A 20,860-nucleotide genomic window follows, 5' to 3' on the forward strand; every position below is an offset into this window, starting at 1 on the left:
CCCGCGCGCGCGACGAGCCGCCGAGGGCGTTGCCCGCTTCGCCTTCGGTGCGGGCGGACGGCGCGTCTTCATTGGCAGGCGACTGCCCCATGCCGATTGCGTTGTCTGCCTCGCCGCCGCCGCTTCGCCCGGACGGCGGCGCGTTGGTGGCGTCATGATCGGGCAGCATGGTGTCGTCGTCATCGGGCGGCGCAGCGGGAGCGGCCACCGTTTCCGTGTCGAGGTCCTCAACCGGGTCCGCGGTGAACGCCATGCTGTTGACGTCGCCCGCGGACAACGCCCGTACGCGCGCCACGAAGGCTTCGGCTGCGGCGATGCTGTGCGCGGTCGAGCGGCTCGCACGGGCCTCCTGCAGCACATCCTGCGCGGCATGCAGCGTTGCGAGGAGCGACGGAACCGCTTCGGTTCTCGCCGGCGCTTCGTCCCACAGTGCGCGCTCCACGAGCCAGACCAGCCGGTCGCGCCAATGCAGCTTCGGCCAGCGCTGCCGCACGCGTTCGGCGGCATGCAGGCGCAGTTTGCCGATAAACCAGCGCGCGCCCGGATATTCGTCGAGCAGTTGAGCGCACACACGGCGGTCTTCGATCACTTGCGCGAGCCGCGCGGCGACGCCGGCGGGCAGCGCGTCGAGTTGCGCGAGCGAGGCATGCTTGGCGCGCGCGACCAGCAGATCGAGATAACCGATCAGCACGTCGCGCTCGACGCCGGCATTCAGCTCGTAGTCGGGAATCACAATGCGTCCGGGCTCGACGCGCGGTCCATCCGGACTGAATACGACCGCCACGCCATATTGCCCAGTCAGCACGCGCGCCACCTTGCCGAGCGTCGATTCGAACGCGAAGCCGCGCGTGTCGCGGGCCTCGCGCGTCGCATGCGTGGCGCTCACGTTCACGTCAGGCGGCCGGGGCGATGTGATGGCGGACAATACCGCGGATCAGCGCGGCGTCTTCCGGGCTGACCTTCGAATAGATGGCCGGTCCGGCGGCGCGTTCGGGGTCGCCCGTGCGCAACATCAATTCGGCCCAGTCGAGCAGGCGCCGGGTCGAGAACGCGCTGGAAAGATCTTCGCGGGCGAACGCCGCGCGGCAGTCGGCGGCAATCGCGGCGAGCGTGGTGGCGAGCGGGCGCGTCATGTGCGGGGCGAGCGTGCTGATCAGCACGTTGGCCTCTTCCGCGGGCGTCAGATAATCGAGCAGATAGACCCGCCAGCGGTCGAGAAATGCCTCGTTCATCAGATTGGCGCCCTGATAAAGATGCCGGAACTGACTCATCGCGCCGACCGCATTCGCCGTGGCAAACAGCCGGAACGCCGGATGCGGCGCGACGATCTCATTGCCTTTTTCTTTCAGCACGAGGCGGCCGCGCGGTTCGAGAACGGCGGTGAGCGCGGCGAGAATGGACGGCTCGGCAAAATCGATTTCGTCGACGATCAGCCAGAGGCCTTCGCGCATGGCAGTAGGCAGCACACCGTCGACCCACAGCGTCTCGCCGCCCTTGACCGTCCAGAAACCGACAAAATCGCCGACGGTGGTCTGGCCGTTCATGTTGGAGCGCAGCACGCCGTGCCGTGAGCGCGCCGCGACCTGTTCGATCAGGCTGGTCTTGCCGGCGCCGGTGTGGCCGATCAGCATCACGCGGCGGTTTTCGACGATGTCTTCGACAATGTCGTTAAAGCGCTCCGCGAACAGATAGGCAGGATTGACGGCCGGCACGAGCGCATGACCGGCGCCGCAAGGCACGTCCACGTGGCCGATGCGCACGGTCGTGCCCATGCCGGCGTCGAGGCCGTTCGCCTCGCGCTGCTTCGCCGCCGCGGCGAGTGCGGCGGCCCGCTGCAACTGCGGCATGAAGGCCACGCGTGCGGCCGTGGAACGTTCGCCCGAGGCGCTGTCCGTGTCGATCGCAAACCCTTCGCGGCGCCATTTCTTCAGCTTGGCGCGCAGGTTTTCCGCATCGACCACCAGGTCGATATCCACCGGACCGGGCCCGCTGCCGTTATCGACGCCATGTTCGAGGCGGTAGGTTTCCGGCCGGTCGGCCACGCTCACGCGCCACCATTCCGCGCCGGCTTCGGTGGCGTGCTGGTAAAGGCCAAGGTTGTCGTCTTCGGGCAGATCAGGCGCGTTCATTGCGGGGGATGGTCGATCACAAAAGAGACTGTTCGATTTGGCGGAGGCCGAATGACCGACTATCTTATCTTGATTGGCTTTCGATGCCCCGTGCGGCGCCTTTCCACCTGCAAGCAACCCGGAAACTGCATGGGGGCTTGCACCAAGAACAATTCACGACAAAACAATGAGACTACCAACCCTATTCGCTGCCGCGCTGGCGGTGGCCAGTCCGCTGGCCTGCGCGCAAACCAGCGTGAGTCTGTATGGCCGCCTCGACGCCGGGCTGGAATATCTGAATCACATCGCCAATGGCGCGGGTGGCAGTTCGACCCGCTGGAGCGCGGAGGGCGGCGATTGGGGCACCAGCATGCTGGGCCTCAAAGGCAATGAAGAACTGGGCGGAGGCCTGAGTGCGATCTTCAATCTCGAGACCGGTTTGCAGGTCATGAACGGCACGACGAGCGGCGGACGGCTCTGGTCGCGGCGTGCGTTCGTCGGGCTGAAGAGCGAGCAGTGGGGCACGCTGCAGGCCGGCCGTAATCTGTTTATCGACAGCGACGGCGTATGGGAATTCGACCCGTTCGTGCAGGAGGCGTTTTCGTCGGCGTCGCTCGTGCGCGGACGCAACTGGCAGCAGACCAGCAACAACATCGAATATCACAGTCCGGTGTTCCACGGCTTCGACGTGCAGGGGCAATACTCTTTCGGCAATCAGCCCGGCGCGTTCAACAGCGGTGCCGCGGGCGAGTTCGGCCGCTCGGACGGCATCATGCTGACGTATCACTCGCCGCTCTTCGATGTGCGCGGCATCTATGACGAACTGCGCGACAACAACGGGCGCTTCAGCAATATTTTCACGGCGTCGCGCGAGTATTTCGTCGGCGCGAACGTGCGTTTCGACGCATTCAAGATTCAGGGTGCCTATACGCATTACTCGGCGCCTGATTCACCGGCCGGCGTGGCAGACACCGCCAATTACTATTGGCTCGGCGCCACCTACAACGTGCAGCCGCGCTGGGCCGTGACGGCGGGCGGCTATTACGTGAAGGTCGGCGACGGCTCGGGCGACACCGCGCACGATCCGTCCGGCCACGCGATGATGTACGTGCTCGGCACCACCTATAACCTGTCGAAGCGCACTTTTCTGTACGGCACGCTGGGCTACGTGAACAACGGCAGCAACTCGAATTTTTCACTTGAAGCGTCGCCGCGCGATGCGGCCGGTAACACGAATCCGCTCGTCGGCGAATCGCAAACCGGCGCTTATGTCGGCGTGCTGCATCAGTTCTAGGGCAGCGTCGGCGGCGCGCTCCTGTCATCTCATCCGCCGGAACAAGGAGTGTCCTCATGCAAAACGATCCCGCCCTCGACCAGTTGTGCATCAACACGATCCGCACGATCTCGATGGACGCTGTGCAGAAGGCCAATTCCGGTCACCCCGGCACGCCGATGGCGCTGGCGCCGGTGGCCTACCACTTGTGGCAGCACCATCTGCGCTACGACCCCGACGAGCCGCACTGGCCGAACCGCGACCGCTTCGTGCTGTCGGTGGGGCATGCGTCGATGCTGCTGTATTCGCTGCTGCATCTGGCCAACGTCAAAGCCGTGGATGAGGACGGCAAGCCGACCGGCGGGCCCGCGGTATCGCTCGACGACATCGAACATTTCCGCCAGATCGACAGCAAAACGCCGGGCCACCCCGAGTACCGGCTGACCAGCGGCGTGGAGACCACGACCGGGCCGCTGGGGCAGGGGCTCGGCAACAGTGTCGGCATGGCGATGGCCGCGCGCTGGTACGAAAGCCGCTTCAATCAGGCGGATGCGGCTTTGTTCGATTATCGCGTCTACGCGCTATGCGGCGACGGCGACCTGATGGAAGGCGTCTCGCATGAGGCGGCCTCGCTCGCGGGCCATCTGAAGCTGTCAAATCTGATCTGGATCTACGACAGCAATCGCGTGACGATCGAGGGCCACACCGACCTTGCCTATAGCGACGACGTGGAGAGCCGCTTTCGCGGCTACAACTGGCACACGCTGCACGTGAACGACGCGAACGACACCGCCGCGCTGGAAGCCGCGCTCGTCGAAGCGAAAAGCGTGACGGACCGGCCGACGCTGATCGTGGTGCATAGCATCATCGGCTGGGGTGCGCCGCATAAGCAGGACACCTCGGCGGCACACGGCGAACCGCTCGGCGCCGACGAAGTGGCGCTCGCCAAGAAGGCGTACGGCTGGCCGGAAGACAAATTCTTCTACGTGCCCGACGGTGTGCACGAACGTTTCGCGCAGGGCATCGGCGCGCGCGGCAAGGCGGCGCGCGAGCAATGGGAGGCGAACTACGCGTCTTACCAGAAGCGCTACCCGGAACTCGCGCGCGAGTTCGCGCAGATCGACGCACACGAATTGCCGGCGGATTGGGACGCCGGCATTCCGACATTCGAGGCGGACCCGAAGGGCATGGCTACGCGCGAATCGTCAGGCAAGGTGCTCAACGCGATTGCCGCACGCATTCCGTGGATGATTGGCGGCGCGGCCGACCTGTCACCGTCCACCAAGACCAATCTGAAATTCGAAGGCGCGGGCAGTTTCGAACACGATAGCTACGGCGGGCGCAATCTGCACTTCGGCATTCGCGAGCACGGCATGGGCGCCGCGGTGAATGGCCTCGCGCTGTCGAAACTGCGGCCGTACGGTTCGACCTTCCTGATTTTCAGCGACTACATGAAGCCCCCGATCCGCCTCTCGGCGATCATGGAAGTGCCGGCCATTTATGTGTTCACGCACGACTCGATCGGCCTGGGTGAGGATGGTCCGACGCATCAGCCGATCGAGCAACTCGCTTCGCTACGCGCCGTGCCTGGGTTGACGGTGCTGCGTCCGGGCGATGCCAACGAAGTGGCTGAGGCGTGGCGTGTCGCGATGGCCGATCCGCACCGTCCGTCGTGCATGGTCGTCACGCGGCAGGCGTTGCCGACGCTCGACCGCAGCCGCTATGCCGCCGCCAGCGGCACGCGCCGGGGCGCGTATGTGCTTGCCGATGCGCCCGCCGGGCAGAAGCCCAAGGTGATCCTGATGGCGACCGGCAGCGAACTCTCGCTCTGTGTCGACGTGTACGAAAAGCTCGCGGGCGAGGGTATTGCGGCGCGCGTCGTGTCCATGCCGTCGTGGGATATCTTCGAGCGCCAGGACGCGGCGTATCGGGACTCGGTGCTGCCGCCGGAGGTGGACGCGCGCGTGGCCGTCGAGCAGGCGGCTTCGCTTGGCTGGGACCGCTATACCGGGCGGCTCGGCGCGCAGGTGGTGATGCGTAGCTTCGGGGCGTCCGCGCCGCTGTCCGATCTGAAGAAGAAGTTCGGGTTCACGCCGGATCACGTGTATGAGGTCGCGAAGCAGCAGATCGCGCGAGCGCAGTCGGTGTAAGGTCAGGCGTGGGGTGGGGCGCTCAGGTTTCGTCCGGCCTGTGCGCCGGGATCGCATCCACGTCCTTGCCCACGCCCGAGAGCGTGCTGCGATAAGCGCGCGATTTCATCTCAGCGAGCCGGCTCAGCGTGCGCGACAGATCGTGCGCGCCTTCGAGGCCGCTGAGCGCGGCTTCGATAGGGGCATCCGAAGCAATGAACAACGCGCGCTTGCGGTCGTAGAAGATGTCGACCAGCCAGACCAGCCGTTGCAGCGTGTGCGATTGAGCCAGCCAATCCGTGCGCAGATTGTCGAGAATCAGGCCGTGCCACCGCTCGGCGAGATCCAGATAGTCGAGGTGCGAGCGGCTCGCCACGCACAGGCTTTCGAAGTCCGCCCACAGCAAGGCCGCTCCCGCCGCGCGTGCGGCGAGCGGCCGGCCTGCCGCGCTCAGCGTGACCGGTTGCAATGTATCGCTGCCTTCGTGGCGCACGAAAATTTGCCGTAGCGCGTCGCTGTTGGATGGATCGAGCGGCGCGAAGAAACGCGGCGCGTGCGCCTGCTCACCGCCGAAACGATAATCGCGCTCGCCGTCGAAATGAATCACGGTGAAAAAGCGTTTGATCTGTTCGATGGCCGGCAGGACACGTTCGTGAAACTCCGGGTCGGGGAGCAGGCCGTCGGGCGCATCGTTTGACGTGAGCACAATGCGGGTGCCGAGACTGATCGCGGTGTCGAGAAAGCGGCCCATCAGGAACGCGTCGGCGATATCGTGCACGTGGAATTCGTCGAAACACAGCAGGTCGATACCGTCGAGCCATTGACGCGCGACCGAACCGAGGCGGTCGTCGCCGCGTGGTTCGCTGACGAGCCGCCGGTTCATCTCGCGCAGAAACTCGTGGAAATGGAGGCGCCGCTTGCGGCATTGAGCCAGTTCGAAAACCGTATCGACCACGAGGCTCTTGCCGCGCCCGGGCAGCCCGTGACAATACACGCCCTGTGGCGCGAGCGCCGTGCCGGGGCGCGCGTGCTTGCCGCTTTCTCCGCTTTCTCCGCTTTCTCCGCTTTTGCCACCCGCGCCACCCACGCCCGCCAGCCCGACGAGCGCGGCAATCGCGGCGCGCTGGCTCGCATCCGGCACGATGCCGCGCGCCGCCAGTTCACGTGTGACCAGGGCTTCGTCAACCATGGGCTGGCGTGACCAGGGGGCTCAAGACGGCATGAACCGGGAGCGTGGCGAATATGGAAACGATGTGATCGAGCATAGGCAACAGACGGCTGGCGAATATCGCGTCAGTTTAACAGCCGCATTCACTGGTCAAACGCGCCGCTCAAACCCGCTGCCGCGTCAATACGCGCTGCAACGCCCGCGGATCGACGGGCTTCGTGAAGTGATGATCGAAGCCGGCCGCCTCGGCGGTCTGCTTGTCCTGCTGCTGGCCCCAGCCGGTGACGGCGATCAGGAGGATGCCGGCGTCCGGGTGGCCGAGGCGAATCCGTCGCGCCACTTCGTAACCGTTCAGGCTCGGCAAGCCGATGTCGAGAATCACCGCATGCGGGGCGAAGGCATCGACCAGATCGAGGCCCGCGAGACCGTCGCCGGTCGTGCGCACTTCGTGACCTTCGAGTTCGAGCACCATGGCGAGGCTGTCGGCCGCGTCGGCGTTGTCGTCCACGATCACGACACGCAGGCCGGCCGCCTGCCGCATCTCGGGCGGTGCGCTGTCCGACGGCAGGGCAGCGTCTTTCGACAGCGGCAAGCGAATCACGAACTCGCTGCCCTTGCCCGCGCCGCCGCTGTACGCCGCGACCGTGCCGCCATGCAGCTCGGCAAGGCCGCGCACCAGCGCGAGGCCGATGCCGAGACCACCTTGCGAGCGATCGAGCGCGGGTGCGAGTTGCGAAAACATCTCGAACACGCTGTCCAGATGTTCGCGAGGAATACCGATGCCCGAATCGCGCACGATGATCACCGCTTCGTCGCCTTCGCGTTGCGCGGCGAGCGAGATGCTGCCGCCAGGCGGCGTGTATTTGGCGGCATTGTTCAACAGGTTCAGGATCATCTGCGACAGGCGCGTGGGATCGGCGATCAGATAGAGCGGCTCGCGCGGCAGCGTCACGCTCAGATGATGCGACGACGCCTGCACGGTCGGGCGTGCGGCTTCCATGGCCGATTGCATCGCGCGTGCGAGTTCGAGCCGCTGCTTGCGCAACTCGAGCTTGCCCTGGGTGATGCGCGACACTTCCAGCAGGTCGTCCACCAGATGCGTCATATGCTGCAATTGCCGGTCGAACACGTCGCGCGACCAGTTCAATTGCGGGTCGGCGAACTCTTTCAGACGCAGAATCTCGAGCACATTGCGCATGGGCGCAAGCGGATTGCGCAGTTCGTGCGCGAGCGTGGCGAGGAATTCGTCCTTGCGGCGATCGGCTTTCGAGAGTTCGAGATTGAGCCGCTTGAGTTGCTGCTCGGTGCGCCTGCGTTCGGTAATGTCGCGATTGATGCTGACCGCGCCGTAGATGTCGCCACGCGCGTTCGCAAGCGGTTTGACCACCGTTTCGCACACGCCGTGCGAACCGTCGCGCCGCACGAAGGGCAGTTCGCCGCGCCACGTGCCGTCGGCGGCCAGCGCGGCGAGCGCTTCCCGCCGGATGCGCTGGGCATGCTCAGGCGGGAGGAAGAGCGAGACCGGCTTGCCGAGAATTTCGCGCATGCGATAACCCAGCATGCGTTCGCTGCCGCCGTTGAAGTCGGTGATATTGCCGCGCAGATCGGTGATCACGATCGCGTCGCTCAGGTGCTCGAAAATCGCCGCCTGGCGCAGCAGCCCGGTTTGCGCTTCCTTGCGTTCGGTGATGTCGATGCCGAGGCCGTAGATCATCAGCGGCTCGCCCTGGGCGTCGTAAGTGGCGCGCCCGCGGCCCTCCATCCAGCACCAGTCACCGCTCGCATGCAGGAAGCGGAATTCGGCGACGTAGTCGTCGCCGGCTTGCACCGCATGATCGACCGCCTCGTTGAGTGCAAGCAGATCGCCGGGATGAATCAGCTCGAAAAAACCGCGCCGCGTGTTCGCGAGGCGTCCTTCGGCATAACCGGCGAGCGCTTCCAGTTCGCGGCTCCACCAGAATTTTCCCGACTTCGGCTCATGCGACCATGCGCCCATGCGCGCGCCACGCATGGCGAGACTTAATACGTCGCGGCTTTCCTGCAACTCTTTCTGCGCGCGCTGATGTGCGGCCACCGACGCCTCGGCGTTGCGCCGCGCGAGCAGCAATTCCTGTTCGTACTTGTGGCGGTCTTCGACCACCACGACCGCCACTTCGTGATAGTCCGTTTCGCCGTGACGGCGGCGCACGGCGTTGAGCAGCATCGGCACCGCATGGCCGTCGCGATGCATCATGTCGAGCTTGAGTTCGTCCACCGAACCCTGCGTTTGCAGCAGCGGCGCCCAGTGCGTCCGGTAGAGCACCTTGCCGCCGTCGCTCAGCAAATCCTGGAGTTGCGCACCCTCGGCGAGCTTCGCCGCGCTATAGCCGAGCCAGTCGCAGAAGGTCGCGTTCACGCGCAAGATTCGGCCGTCTGTGTCGGTCACGAGCAGGCCGCACGCGGCATGTTCGAACAGCGCATCGGCGGAAGGTAACGGGCGGTCCGTGCTTTGCATCGGGTTACAGACTCACTGGAACGGGACAGCCGCGCAGGTTGACCGCGCGTGCGCCCGCACCATGGTGCGTGTGCCGTTACCGGAAGTCTGTTTGTGATCGTGCTGCTTATCGTGCTGCGTGATGCTCATTGTCAGGTCCTGATGTCTGCCGGGATTGAATCGATGATCAGCGAGGCGTGCGCCTCGTCCAGCATCCATGCGAATGTTACCCCAGTCTTTCGATGAAGCCACGGGCCGCGTGCCATCACGCGCGCTGATGAGTTGCGCCTGACATGCAATCCGCATTGATCCCGCCTGGCTAATTCATGGTGGTTGAAAAATATTTCGCATTGCAAATCAAATAACGAAGGCACCTCACGCCATGTGATCTGACATGGCATGCCAAACACGCTAAAAAATTGAACAATTCGCGGCTGCGCGCGGTGTGACGATACGGGTGTTTGAAATCGTTTTCGGCGTCCAAGCAGCGTCATGAAGCGGCCGTGAAGGACCCATTTCCATGCATGCTGAATTGACTTTCCAGTCGGCATGCCAGCCCCGTGCGGGATAACCCGCTGAGTACAAATCCCTAACGCGTAGACGGGTTTTCGTCACGTTTCGCCATTTTTTCCGCGCATAACGATGGTAGCCTCACTACAAGAGTCCGATGGCGTGCGCACGGATTGCAGGGTAAAGCGCGCACCGCCACGCATGGAAAAAACCATGGGAGAAGAGGGTGACGTTCGACGACCGAATGGAAGATAGCGACGACGTCGTGGTATGGCGTCCGATCCGCTATGCGATGACATCGCACCGGCGCGTCCTCGTGGTGGACGACTACCGGGAAGCGGCCGAAGCCTTGCAGATGGTGCTGACGGCTGACGGCTTCGAGTGCCGCGCGCTGGTCGATTCGCTCGCCGTGTGCGACATGGCTCGCGAGTGGCAGCCGTTCGCGGTCGTGCTGGACATCAAGATGCCCGGGCTCGATGGGCTGGAGTTGGCACGGCGTTTGCGCGCGCATCCGGCAACCTCGCACATGCTGTTGATCGCCTGTACCGCTTATGCCTCGCGCGACGACCGGGCACGCGCCAAGGCCGCCGGCTTCGACGCGCATTGTGCCAAACCGCTCACGCCTGAACGCCTGTTGCGGGTGCTTGAATCGGCGGCGGCAGTCCAGGTGGCAGGAGACTGTAAAAGACCGTGCGAGATTTGAAAGGCAAATTTCTAGGGTAAAACGCGTGGTGCGGAGTGCCGGTTTCAGGCTTTTTTCACAGCCAATTAATTAGGTATGTTGAGTAAATAACTCCGTGTGGTCCAGGGTTGCCTCAGGCAAGGTTCTGACGGCGGTGGACCTGGCTGTTGTTTTAAACCAAACGGGGTTCTGCCCGCCTGGCTAGGGCGAACGGCTGAAGTGCGGTAAATTCCGGTAAATCCTTGGAACGGGAACCAGCGTGCGCGCAGGGCCTGGCACGCTGCGTGCAATAGCATTCCTGACCTGTATCGACCTTTCATGGAGATCGCCCCCGTGCAGCGTGCGGAACGTGTCACAGTCGATTTCCCGATGCCGTCGCGCAATTTCGCGGCCACGCGGCGCATGCTGCTGACCGTGCTTGCCGTGTCGATTGTGTTTCCTTTGGTGTGTCTCGCGGGTTACGGCTATCTGGACTACCAGCGCAGGATTGCCGATTCCAACGACATGATCGACCGCCTGGCACGGGTGACGGAGGAGCAGGCCGTCAAGGTGCTCGACCTCGACCAGCAGATGTCCTCGCGCATTGTCGACTTGCTCGGCAACAAAAACGACGCGCAAATCCGCTCGGGTGACGCCTTGTTGCACGACCGTTTGCGGGCAATCGGCGGCGATTTCCCGCAAGTGTCGTCCATTTTTCTGCTCGGCGTGGACGGCGACCTGCTGGTGTCGAGCCGCACATTTCCCGCGCCGGCCGTGTCGATTGGTCAGCGCGACGACTTCCTGATGGCGAAAGCGATGCGCCCGCAACCGTATTTTTCGCTGCCAATGGTTGGCCCCGTGTCGCAGAACGACGTGTTTATCACCTCGACCGGCCGGGTGGGCGCGGACGGCCAGTTCCTCGGGGTGGTCTCGGTGGCGCTGCGCCGCGATTACTTTTCGCGCTTCTATCGTGATCTGACGAATGGCGATCCGGCGCTGGCATTGGGCCTGTATCGCCAGGACGGCAATCTGCTGGTGCGTTATCCGCCGTGGCCGGCAGGCGCGAAGCCCACTGCGCACAGCGCGTTCACCCAGGCGTTGCGGGACAAGCAGCTGTTCGGCCATGTCCGTCTGAATTCGACGGTAGATGGCGTGGAACGCCTATTGGCGTTTCGCCGCGTCGGCGATTATCCGCTTTACGTCATGAGCGCTTATGCCACGTCGTCCATTGTCGCCGCGTGGCGCGGGCACTTCATCCTGATCGCCGTGCTCACGGCGGTGCCCTGCATGGCTATCTGGCTGCTGGTGTTCTTCTCGCTGCGCCAGCTGGAAGGCGAGCGCCGCGCGTGGGAGCGCTGGCAGGGCGAAGTGGCGATGCGCCTCTCGGCCGAAGCCTCGAGCCGGCAGCTGCAACGCATGGGCGCGCTCGGCAATCTCGTCGCCAACGTCGCGCATGACTTCAACAATCTGCTGATGGTGGTCTCGGCCAACACCGAGCTTGCGCGGCTCAAGCGCTACACCAACCTTGAAAAGGAAGTGCTCGCGGTGGAGCGCGCCACCGCCACGGCCGAATCGCTGACGCGGCGCTTGCTGAGCGTGGCGCGCAAGCAGCCGCTCAAACAGCAGCCGCTCAACCTCGCGAGCTGGCTGCCGGCCGCAGCGCCGCTGATCGACGCGGCGCTCGGCGACAACATCGAACTGGCGCTGAACCTGGTCGATAACGTGTGGCCGGTGCTGGCCGATCCGACCGACCTCGAATTCGCGATCATGAATCTGGTCGTCAACGCGCGCGATGCGATGCCGCGCGGCGGCCGCTTCGTGATCCGTTGCCAGAACAACCGGCTGGTCGGCAGCGATACGCTGCTGCCCGATGGCGAATACGTGCTGATTGCCTGTTCCGACGACGGCGTCGGCATGCCCGAGGCGGTGGTGCGGCGCGCCTTCGAGCCGCTGTTCACCACCAAGCTGCGCGGGTCGGGCGCGGGCCTCGGTCTCGCCCAGGTGCTCTCCATGTGCGAACAGGCGGGCGGCACCGCGAAGATCGACAGCGTGCCGGGCAGCGGCACGACCGTCAGGCTTTATTTGCCGCGCCATCGCAAGCGCCAGGGCGCGGCCGGCGCCGACGCGGCGCAGCCGGCGGTGCCCGCCGCGGCCGGCGTCGTGTTGCTGGTGGAAGACAACGAGGACGTGGCGGCAGGGGTGGCTGCCGTGCTGGAAACCTTCGGCTGCGAGGTGCGCCATGAGCCGACTGCCGACCAGGCGTTCGACGTGCTCACGGGCGGCGCGCGTTTCGAACTCGTGCTGTCCGATATCCAGATGCCGGGCAAGCTCAACGGCATCGACCTCGCGGAGAAAGTGCGCAGCGCATGGCCTTCGCAGAAGATCGCGCTGATGACCGGCTACGCTGACGAACTCGAACGCGCGCGCCGGCTGGGCGTGGCGATACTCGCCAAACCGTTCAATATCGACGAACTGCACGCGCTGGTGGCTTGCGGGCCGTAAAGTCCGCACAGCGGCCCGCAACGAAGTTCGCAACGAAGTTCGCAAAACCCGAAGCGCAGGGCGCGCGTCAGTCGGGCCCGCCGAAGCCAGCTTCGAACCTGGCCTCGAGGTTCGCCTCGAAATTCGTCTGTCAGTTAGCCCTTTTCCTGCGCAGCCTCATACGTCCCCAGAGCGGCGGCGCTATTCAGACGCGCGCGTTTGAGCAGCGCCTGCTGCGCGGCGGCGACCTGGCTCGCCTGGCCTTTCCAGGCCTGCAGCGGCGGCTCCTGCAACGCGCGGCCATACGAGAAGCTCAGATTCCACGGCAGCGGTCCGAGGCGATTCATCGCGTCGAGATTTGCCGTGGCCTCTTCAGGCGTTTGCCCGCCTGACAGGAACACGATGCCCGGCACCGCCGATGGCACGGTGCGCTTGAGCACCCGCACGGTATGCGCGGCGATCTCCGCAACCGTCGACGGCTGCGCGTGGTCCAATCCGGCAATCACCATGCTCGGCTTCAGCAGAATGTGTTCGAGCACCACGCGATGCCGGTGCAAAGCATGGAACACCTCATGCAGCACGGCCTCGGTGACCTCGGCACTGCGTGCGAGCGTGTGTTCGCCGTCCATCAGCACTTCCGGTTCGACGATCGGCACGATGCCGGCTTCCTGCGAGATGGCCGCGTAGCGCGCGAGCGAATCTGCATTCGCTTCGATCGCCAGCCGGCTCGGCAGGCTGGCGGTGATGTTGTAGACCGCGCGCCATTTGGCGAAACGCGCGCCTTGCCGTTTGTAGTCGACGAAACGCCGGGCCAGGCCGTCCAGGCCCTCGGTGATTTCGTCGCCGGGGGCGAGGGCGAGGGGAATCTTGCCGAGGTCAACCTTGATGCCGGGCACGATGCCGTTTTTCGCGGCCAGTTGCGGGAACGGCGTGCCGTCGTCCGCCTTCTGGCCGAGCGTTTCCTCGTACAGGATCACGCCGCTGATGAACTCGCCGAGCCCCGGCGTGGTGAGCAGCAGATTGCGATAGGCGCGGCGGTTTTCCTCGCTTGATTCGAGGCCGATCGTCTTGAAGCGTTTGGCGATGGTCGGGCCGCTTTCGTCGGCGGCCAGTAGTCCCTTGCCGGGTTGCGCCATGGCTTCGACGGTGGCTTGCAATTCGCTACGGGTGTCCATGAGGTGTGCTCCTTCTGATCCGGTTGGCGGATGAAATCTTGCAGCAGTCTCTCAACCAAGCATCTTGCGACAGGTAACAGGCGGGCGGCGTGCGCCGCGTCAGGTTGAAAGGTCAAAGGGTCGCGAAAGCGTCCTCGATGTCCGTCGCGCTGGCGGGGCGGACCACCCGCGCGACTTCGGCGCCGTCGCGCATGAGGATCAGCGTGGGCCACAGTTTGACCTTGAACGAACGCCCGAGCGGCCGGCCGGGACCGTCTTCGATCTTCAGATGCCTCAGGCCCGCGTGAGGTTCGAGCGCTTTCGCAATCGACGCTTGCGCGCCCTGGCAAATGCCGCACCAGTTCGCGCCGAATTCGACAATGGTGTCGCCCGGCAGGGCGTCGAGTTCGGCTCGGGACGGGGCGTGGGAAGAATAGGCAGTCGCGGTGGTCATGCGTGCTCCGAAGCGGTTTGATCTGTTCAGGCAGGAGAGCGTAGCGTGGTTGGCGCGGCATCCCCTGCCGGTGGATTTGCCAAGAGTAGCAGCTATGCCGGAGATCGTCAGTGAGCGGGGCGCCGGCCGGAAGATTCAAATTTGGGATAGGGCGATGCGGGTTTACGCGCCCGCAAGCCGGGATGATAATGCCCCGGTTATTGCGGCCTCGCAGCCACGAGGTCCGCGGCGCGCCTCGCGCCTTCTGACTCATCGCCCCCGTGCTGAAAACCTCACGCTTTTTCGACCTGCTGCGCATTCCTGGCTTCAAGCCGCTCGCCGCCGCCACCCTCATGCTCGGGGTGGCGATGTCCTTCACCGCGCCGTATCTCTCGCTGTTCGGCGTCGAACGCGCCGGCATGACGCCGTTCAGGCTCGGCGTGTTCATGACGCTGATCGCGTCGAGCGGCGTGCTGGCCAGCACGCTCGCGGGCCGCTGGAGCGACGCGAGCGGACGGCACCGGCCATTGCTGCTGGCGGCGCTGGTGGCCGCCACGCTCGGCTATCTCTGTTTATGCGTGGTGCGTGACTACCGATTGCTGCTGGTGATCGGGATCGTTTTTATCGGCGCGGGCGGTTCGGCCATTTCGATGGTGTTCTCGTTCAGCCGCGCCGCATTGCCGGTCGCGGACCCGGCCGAGCGCGTGTTCGCCAGCGCGACCTTGCGGACCATCCTGTCGGCGGCGTGGGTGTTCGGGCCGTCGGTGGGCGCGCTGGTGCTCGCCGCCAGCAGCTTCTACGGGCTCTTCCTGTTCGCGGCGGCCAGCTTCGCGGCCTGCGCGACGATCGTGTGGCGCATGCGCGAGCCGCAAGGCCATCTCGGCGATCACACGGTGGAAGATACGGCATCGGAACCGTCGGCCTCGATCACGGTGCCGCCGCTGACCACGCCCGGCGAAGACGCGCACGAGCACCTGCCCGGCGTCGCGTCGGCCCACGACATTGGCCGCGCGGTGGCGGCGCTCACCTTGCTCGGGCTCGCCGCGAACGCCACCATGATCGTGCTGCCGCTCTACATCGTGCATGGCCTGAACGGCACGCATCTGGACGTATCCATCATGCTCGGCCTCGGCGCCCTGATGGAAATTCCGATGATGCTCGCGCTCGGGGCGAAGTCGGCGGTGCTGCACAAGCCGAACTGGCTTGCCGCGTGCGCCGCCGTGCATGCGTTGTATTTCGTCGGCATGGCGGTGGCGGGCAGTGTCCACGTGCTGATCCCCATGCAGATACTCAACGCGTTCGTGGTGGCCGTGACCTCGTGCCTCGGCATGACCTATGTGCAGGATCTGATGCCGCGCGCGCCGGGCCGCGCCACGGCATTGTTCTTCAACGCCGCGCGGGTCGGCTCGATCCTCTCGGGCGTGTTGTCGGGTTTGCTGGTGCAGGCGTTCAGCTATCGCGGCACCTTTCTGGTCTGCGGCTTGCTGGCACTCGGTGCGCTGGTGCTGTTCGCCGTGCCGGGCGAGCGTTACCCGCTGATGTGGCAGGCCATCAAGCGTTTTGTGCGCTCGCAATATGAAAAGCTTCAGAGCCGCCGGCAATAGGGAATAGCGCCGCAAGATGTGGAGCGCCGGCAACCTCGTGGCGAGCCAAACATCGGCAAAGAGGCGTATCGTCTTTCGATCACTCATGCGGTACAACGAAGCGGTACAACGAAGCAGGTCGAGCAGCGAACCAGGTACTTTCAGGAGCGAGCTATGCAGCTAGGCATGATTGGATTGGGACGCATGGGAGCCGACATGGTGCGGCGCCTGACGAAGGGCGGTCAGCAATGCATCGCTTACGACGTGCAAACGGCGGCGGTGGACAAGCTGAAACAGGAGGGCGTGGCCGGTGCCGCGTCGCTGCAGGAGCTGGTCGCGCAACTCGAGAAGCCGCGCGCGGTGTGGCTGATGGTGCCGGCCGGCGTGGTCGACGCAACGCTCGACAAACTGGTGCCGCTGCTGGAGCCGGGCGATATCGTGATCGACGGCGGCAATTCCTACTATCACGACGACATTCGCCGCGGCGCCGAACTGGCCGCGCGCCAGCTTCATTATGTGGACGTCGGCACGAGCGGCGGCGTGGCGGGCCGTGAACGCGGCTACTGCCTGATGATCGGCGGCGAGCCCGAGGTCGTGAAGCGGCTCGAGCCGATTTTCGCGACGCTCGCGCCAGGCGCGGGCGCAGCTCCAGCCACGCCTGGCCGGGCCGCCGGCGCGAGCACGGCAGAGCAGGGCTTCCTGCACTGCGGGCCGCAGGGCGCGGGACATTTCGTGAAGATGGTCCACAACGGCATCGAGTACGGCATGATGGCCGCGTATGCAGAGGGCCTGAACATCCTGCACCACGCCGACGCCGGTAAACACGCGCGGGAGGTCGACGCCGAAACATCGCCGCTGCGCCGCCCCGAGTTGTACCAGTACGATCTGAATCTCGCGGACGTCACCGAAGTCTGGCGGCGCGGCAGCGTGATCGGATCGTGGCTGCTCGATCTGATCGCGGGCTCGCTCGTCAGCGACGCCAGGCTGCAGAGCTACGCAGGACGCGTATCGGATTCGGGCGAGGGGCGCTGGACGGTCGCGGCCGCCATCGACGAGGGCGTGCCCACGCCGGTGCTGAGCGCGGCGCTGTTTGCGCGCTTCAGTTCGCGTGGCGAGGATGATTTTGCGAACCGGGTGCTCTCGGCGATGCGCCACGATTTCGGCGGACACGTCGAGAAAGCGGCCACGCCGTCTAACGGACAAAAAAGCTGACACGAGGAGACACGATGCAAGCCACCACCTCCACGCCGCATGACGTTGTGTTTCTGTTCGACTGCGACAACACCTTGCTCGACAACGATCATGTGCTTGCGGACCTGCGCGGGCACATGATGGCGGAGTTCGGCGAAGAGAACGCCGCGCGGTACTGGCAAATCTTCGAGGACTTGCGCGGAGTGCTCGGCTACGCCGACTACCTGGGCGCGTTGCAGCGCTACCGGCAGGAGCATCCACGGGACACGCGGCTGTTGCTGATGTCGTCGTTCCTGATCGATTACCCGTTCGCGAACCGGCTGTATCCGGGCGCGCTGGATGCGCTCCGCCATGTGGCCACGCGCGGACCCACGGTGATTCTCTCGGATGGCGACGTGGTGTTCCAGCCGCGCAAGATCGCCCGCTCGGGCTTATGGGACGAAGTCGAGGGGCGGGTGCTGATCTACATCCACAAAGAGCTGATGCTCGACCAGGTCATGGCGTGCTATCCGGCGCGCCACTACGTGATGGTGGATGACAAGCTGCGCATCCTGTCGGCCATGAAGAAGGCGTGGGGCGACAAGCTGACCACGGTTTTTCCGCGCCAGGGGCACTATGCGCACGACCCGAAAGAGATATTGAGCAATCAGCCCGCGGACGTCTCAATCGAGCGGATCGGCGAACTGGCGGAGATCGACATCGAGTCGCTCCTGGGCGGCAAAGGGTAAGGAGGGCGGCTCAGGCGCCGGGTACCCTCACGCGTGCCCGCGCATATTGGCGGCACGCACGCGGCGGCGTTCAGCCGTGCCCGAACAGCCGGATCAGCAATCCGAATACGCCGACCAGCACGGCGATGCCGGCAGACAACAGCACGAGGGAGAGTACGGCGATCAAGGCTGTTTTGAAGCTGCTGGGTGTCGACATGGTTGTACGTTCAGGTAAGGGCCGGGCAAGGCGGGATGTGCCATATGCGGCCAGATGCGGTTCGTCAACGCGCATGCGGCACCAACAGGCTAGACGCCTAAACTTAATACGCACTTAAAGCATGGCGCAAGTGCCGCGGCGTGAAATTCGCGCCGCTTGCACTTAAATGGAAATGTAAGGTCTTCAGCATGCTGACGCGGATCGGCTGACGTCATTTCGCCTTGACGACCGTGTGATCCGCGACGCCTGTCACGCCGTAAAGGCGCGTCACGTCTTCAAGCGCCGCCATGCGTTGCCAATCGCCTCGCAGTTCGCCGCGCAGCGTAATACGGCCGCGCGAGACCTGGACTTTCACCGCGTTGCGCGGGACCGCGGCATCCCAGGCGAGACGCCGCGTCACTTCCGCGGCGATCTGCGCATCGCTCATGCGGGCGTTGCCGGCGCGCTCCGCGTGGTGCTTCGCTACCCGGACGTGTGCCATGAGTTCTCCACCGACGTGATGCGGTTGGAAGAACACTAGCAGATAGAGATCATTTTGCCGTGCTTCACGGCGATCGCGACGGCGCCCGCGGCGGCAGTGAGCCGCCACAGGCCATGCCGCCGGGCCGGGCTTACTGAATCGCGCTCGCCAAAGCCTGCGCCGTCGCTGCGGAGAGCGTCCACCCCAGGTGTCCGTGCCCGGTGTTGTAGAACACACCTCGCCGCTTCCCTTGGCCGACCTTGGGCAGCATGCTCGGCAGCATGGGGCGCAAACCGGCCCAGGGAATCACGCGCGCGGTCGACACCTCGGGGAAATAACGGCGCGTCCAATCGACCAGCGGCGCGATCCGGTCCGAGCGGATATCCCGATTGAAGCCGTTGATCTCCGCCGTGCCCGCCACGCGGAAACGGTCCGCGCCGAGCCGGCTCGTGACGATTTTCGCGCTGTCGTCGAGCAGGCTCACCCACGGCGCTCGCTGCTGGCTGATTTCGTCGTCGAGGCAGACCGTGATCGAATAGCCTTTGACCGGGTAGATGTTCACGTGGTCGCCCAGCATCGTCGCGAAGTCGCGGCTCTTCACGCCGGCGCAGACGACGATGCGCTCGAAACCGAAGCGCTGCGATTCGCCTTCGAGATCGACCATCAGCGAGAACTGTCCTTCGGTGGGCTGTTCGATCGACGTGATCTGCGCGTCGTAATGAAACTGAACGCCGTGCCGCTCGCATGCCTGAGCCAGTCCGCGCGTGAACTTGTGAATATCGCCGGTCGAATCGGAAGGCGTGAAAAAGCCGCCGAAAAAGTCGCCTTGCAGCGTGGGTTCGATGCGCTGCAACTCGCTTGCCGTGACCGGGCTGCGGTCGAGTCCGCCCTCGCGCAGCAGTTCGTTCACCTTGCTGGCGGCGTCGAATTCCTTGCGGGTCTTGTAGATGTGCAGAATGCCGCGCCGTTCGAGATCGAAGTCGATGCCTTCCTTCTCGGCGATCGAAAACAGGTGCTCGCGCGCGGCAATCGCGAGGCGTACGGTTTCGACGGTATTCGCGCGATAGTGCGGAATCTGCCGCAGGAATTCACCCATCCACGAGTACTTGTGCCAGGTGGGCGCGGGATTGAGCAGCAGTGGGGCGTCGCGTGTGAGCATCCAGCGCAGGCCCTTCAGCACGGTGGCCGCGCTGTTCCAGACTTCGGCATTGCTGGCCGATAGCTGGCCGCCGTTGGCGAACGATGTTTCCATTGCCGCATAGCGATGGCGTTCGAACACGGTGACGTGGTGGCCGCGTTGGGCGAGGGCGTGCGCGGTCGTGACGCCGGTAATGCCGGCGCCGATAATGGCGATTCGTGACATGTCATGGTCCAGAGTAGTTGAGCATCACCGGTGTCGATTTCGTGTCGAAACCGGCGTCGATGCCCCATCTGTCCATGTACCTGAGAGTTTCTTCCCGCGGCAGTCGGACCCATTGTGTGATAGCAGGCCGTATGCGGGGAATCCCCTTCGGTGGGCGCACGGGGTCATTCCATGCGCCGCTCTCCAGATGTTCCTGCTGCGCGGTCCTTTTGCCTGAGAGTTTCCGGGGCGGTTGCTCCGTCGGCGTCGTCACGAACGTCTGACGATCTCTCCCGCGCTGCATTGCAGAACGGTGTGACAATACCTTTCAAAAAGATCGGCCGCAAGTGTTTCGTGCGATGCAGTGCGCAATCGGTTTTGTCTGCGGATCTATCAGATTCCGCGCCCGCTCAGCGGCGCGGCGTGTCATCCGCCTGGCGTTTTGTACATGATGGTGGTCGCGTCGAACGCTTGATGATGCGGGTCGCGCGCGTAGCCTGGAATCACCCCGGCCGTCCGATATCCCAGCGCGGTATAAAGCGGCTCGGCGTGATCGCCGGTTCGGGTGTCGAGCGTGAGCAGGCTGCGTTGCAGTGCATGCGCATGGCGCTCCAGTTCGGTCATCAAGGCTCTCGCGATGCCTTGGCGGCGGAATGCGGGGTGAACCAGCAGCTTGCGCACCTCCGCGCGATGCCGCTGATTCGGCATCGTGTCGTAATCGAGTTGCACGGTGCCGGCAATCGCGTCGCCCTGACGCGCGACGAACAGCATCAACCCGCCCGCGCGCAACGAAGGCAACACCTTGCCGCGCCAGAACGCTTCGCTCTCATCGACGCCGAACGGCATCACAAAGCCGACGCTGGCGCCGTTGTGGACGCAGGCCTGCAACAAGGCGCCGAGTTCGGCTAGATGCTGTACGAGGTCATTGTCCGAAAAGGTGGCGATGGTCGTGACGGTAGAGACGCTCATG

General features: G+C 64.6%; 16 protein-coding genes, 1 pseudogene and 1 riboswitch. Of the genes and pseudogenes, 7 read left to right on the plus strand and 10 right to left on the minus strand.

All coding sequences use genetic code 11. From position 1 onward, the window contains the following. Together A6V37_RS03630 and A6V37_RS03635 are read right to left on the minus strand one after the other, a co-directional pair. Positions 1-886: pseudogene (locus A6V37_RS03630) on the minus strand (cobaltochelatase CobT-related protein); the annotation flags it as partial. A gap of 7 nt (positions 887-893) precedes the next feature. Then, positions 894-2,129, minus strand: coding sequence for an AAA family ATPase (locus tag A6V37_RS03635; RefSeq protein WP_064264841.1), 1,236 nt, complete (start codon positions 2,127-2,129; stop codon positions 894-896). Positions 2,130-2,295: 166 nt separating this feature from the next. On the opposite strand from A6V37_RS03635, the gene A6V37_RS03640 reads away from it, so the two are divergent. After that, on the plus strand, positions 2,296-3,402 hold the full coding sequence (locus A6V37_RS03640; RefSeq protein ID WP_064264842.1) for a porin: 1,107 nt from the start codon (positions 2,296-2,298) through the stop codon (positions 3,400-3,402). 56 nt (positions 3,403-3,458) lie between these two features. Next, on the plus strand, positions 3,459-5,531 hold the full coding sequence (tkt, locus tag A6V37_RS03645; RefSeq protein ID WP_064264843.1) for a transketolase: 2,073 nt from the start codon (positions 3,459-3,461) through the stop codon (positions 5,529-5,531). A gap of 22 nt (positions 5,532-5,553) precedes the next feature. Here tkt and zapE read toward each other — a convergent pair whose 3' ends face one another. Together zapE and A6V37_RS03655 are read right to left on the minus strand one after the other, a co-directional pair. Continuing rightward, positions 5,554-6,699, minus strand: coding sequence for a cell division protein ZapE (zapE, locus tag A6V37_RS03650; RefSeq protein WP_064285781.1), 1,146 nt, complete (start codon positions 6,697-6,699; stop codon positions 5,554-5,556). 142 nt (positions 6,700-6,841) lie between these two features. Further along, a complete protein-coding gene (locus A6V37_RS03655) occupies positions 6,842-9,172 on the minus strand; it encodes a hybrid sensor histidine kinase/response regulator (RefSeq protein ID WP_064264845.1) in 2,331 nt (776 codons plus the stop codon). Positions 9,173-9,887: 715 nt separating this feature from the next. Here A6V37_RS03655 and A6V37_RS03660 point away from each other — a divergent pair. Further along, positions 9,888-10,364 (plus strand): response regulator, encoded by a 477-nt coding sequence (locus tag A6V37_RS03660; protein ID WP_207547555.1) that lies wholly within the window; start codon positions 9,888-9,890, stop codon positions 10,362-10,364. Positions 10,365-10,661: 297 nt separating this feature from the next. After that, a complete protein-coding gene (locus A6V37_RS03665; protein ID WP_064285782.1) occupies positions 10,662-12,824 on the plus strand; it encodes a hybrid sensor histidine kinase/response regulator in 2,163 nt (720 codons plus the stop codon). A gap of 134 nt (positions 12,825-12,958) precedes the next feature. Here the strand turns inward: A6V37_RS03665 and A6V37_RS03670 are convergent, their stop codons facing one another. Then, on the minus strand, positions 12,959-13,978 hold the full coding sequence (locus tag A6V37_RS03670) for a class I fructose-bisphosphate aldolase (RefSeq protein WP_064264847.1): 1,020 nt from the start codon (positions 13,976-13,978) through the stop codon (positions 12,959-12,961). A gap of 112 nt (positions 13,979-14,090) precedes the next feature. Beyond that, complete coding sequence (locus A6V37_RS03675) at positions 14,091-14,411, minus strand: thioredoxin family protein (RefSeq protein ID WP_064264848.1); 321 nt, start codon at positions 14,409-14,411, stop codon at positions 14,091-14,093. A gap of 260 nt (positions 14,412-14,671) precedes the next feature. On the opposite strand from A6V37_RS03675, the gene A6V37_RS03680 reads away from it, so the two are divergent. The 3 genes from A6V37_RS03680 to A6V37_RS03690 are packed head-to-tail and all read left to right on the plus strand — an operon-like array spanning position 14,672 to position 17,892. Continuing rightward, complete coding sequence (locus A6V37_RS03680) at positions 14,672-15,994, plus strand: sugar efflux transporter (RefSeq protein WP_064264849.1); 1,323 nt, start codon at positions 14,672-14,674, stop codon at positions 15,992-15,994. Positions 15,995-16,012: 18 nt separating this feature from the next. Continuing rightward, entirely contained in the window at positions 16,013-17,185 is a 1,173-nt protein-coding gene (gene gnd / locus A6V37_RS03685; RefSeq protein ID WP_244174027.1) for a phosphogluconate dehydrogenase (NAD(+)-dependent, decarboxylating), read from the plus strand. Positions 17,186-17,199: 14 nt separating this feature from the next. Next, the gene (locus A6V37_RS03690) at positions 17,200-17,892 is read left to right on the plus strand and encodes an HAD family hydrolase (RefSeq protein WP_064264851.1); all 693 of its coding nucleotides are present in this window, start codon (positions 17,200-17,202) and stop codon (positions 17,890-17,892) included. A 70-nt stretch (positions 17,893-17,962) separates the two neighbouring features. On the opposite strand, the gene A6V37_RS42745 is transcribed toward A6V37_RS03690, so the two are convergent. The 4 genes from A6V37_RS42745 to A6V37_RS03705 form a co-directional block, all read right to left on the minus strand. Next, positions 17,963-18,088 carry a hypothetical protein gene (locus A6V37_RS42745; protein WP_278185250.1) on the minus strand — a complete coding sequence of 42 codons (126 nt, stop codon included), beginning with the start codon at positions 18,086-18,088 and terminating at the stop codon, positions 17,963-17,965. A gap of 211 nt (positions 18,089-18,299) precedes the next feature. Further along, complete coding sequence (locus tag A6V37_RS03695; protein ID WP_064264852.1) at positions 18,300-18,569, minus strand: BON domain-containing protein; 270 nt, start codon at positions 18,567-18,569, stop codon at positions 18,300-18,302. Between the two features lie 130 nt (positions 18,570-18,699). Further along, complete coding sequence (locus A6V37_RS03700) at positions 18,700-19,911, minus strand: D-amino acid dehydrogenase (protein WP_064264853.1); 1,212 nt, start codon at positions 19,909-19,911, stop codon at positions 18,700-18,702. 191 nt (positions 19,912-20,102) lie between these two features. Then, a riboswitch (glycine riboswitch) is annotated at positions 20,103-20,196 on the minus strand. A gap of 120 nt (positions 20,197-20,316) precedes the next feature. Continuing rightward, positions 20,317-20,859: a GNAT family N-acetyltransferase gene (locus A6V37_RS03705; protein ID WP_064264854.1), complete on the minus strand. Its 543-nt coding sequence runs from the start codon at positions 20,857-20,859 to the stop codon at positions 20,317-20,319. Position 20,860 lies beyond the last annotated feature (1 nt).

It is taken from the genome of Paraburkholderia ginsengiterrae (genome assembly GCF_001645125.1).
Lineage (GTDB): Bacteria > Pseudomonadota > Gammaproteobacteria > Burkholderiales > Burkholderiaceae > Paraburkholderia > Paraburkholderia ginsengiterrae.